The following is a 238-nucleotide window of genomic DNA, read 5'->3' as shown; positions in this document are numbered from 1 at the left end:
ATCGGTGCAACCAGTTCGTAGGCTTCTTTCTGACCGCCAGGCATGATAGATGGGCCTTTCAGTGCGCCCTCTTCACCACCGGAGACACCGGTACCGATGAAGTTGAAGCCCTGGTCAGAAAGCTCTTTGTTACGACGGATAGTATCTTTATAGAAGGTGTTACCGCCATCGATCAGGATGTCGCCTTTATCCAGGTGTGGAGTCAGGGAGGCGATAGTCTTATCGGTCGCTTCACCCG

1 protein-coding gene is annotated in these 238 nt (G+C 52.9%); it reads right to left on the bottom strand.

Annotated features, from left to right (window positions below; translation table 11 throughout):
• Positions 1 to 238 (bottom strand): NAD(P)-binding domain-containing protein (locus SB765_RS33390; protein ID WP_410933004.1); only part of this gene is annotated, 238 nt, incomplete at both ends.

The sequence above is a fragment of the Pseudomonas sp. SIMBA_067 genome (assembly GCF_046534675.1).
In the GTDB taxonomy this organism is placed as follows: domain Bacteria; phylum Pseudomonadota; class Gammaproteobacteria; order Pseudomonadales; family Pseudomonadaceae; genus Aquipseudomonas; species Aquipseudomonas putida.
This window is presented reverse-complemented; position numbering and strand designations above follow the sequence as displayed.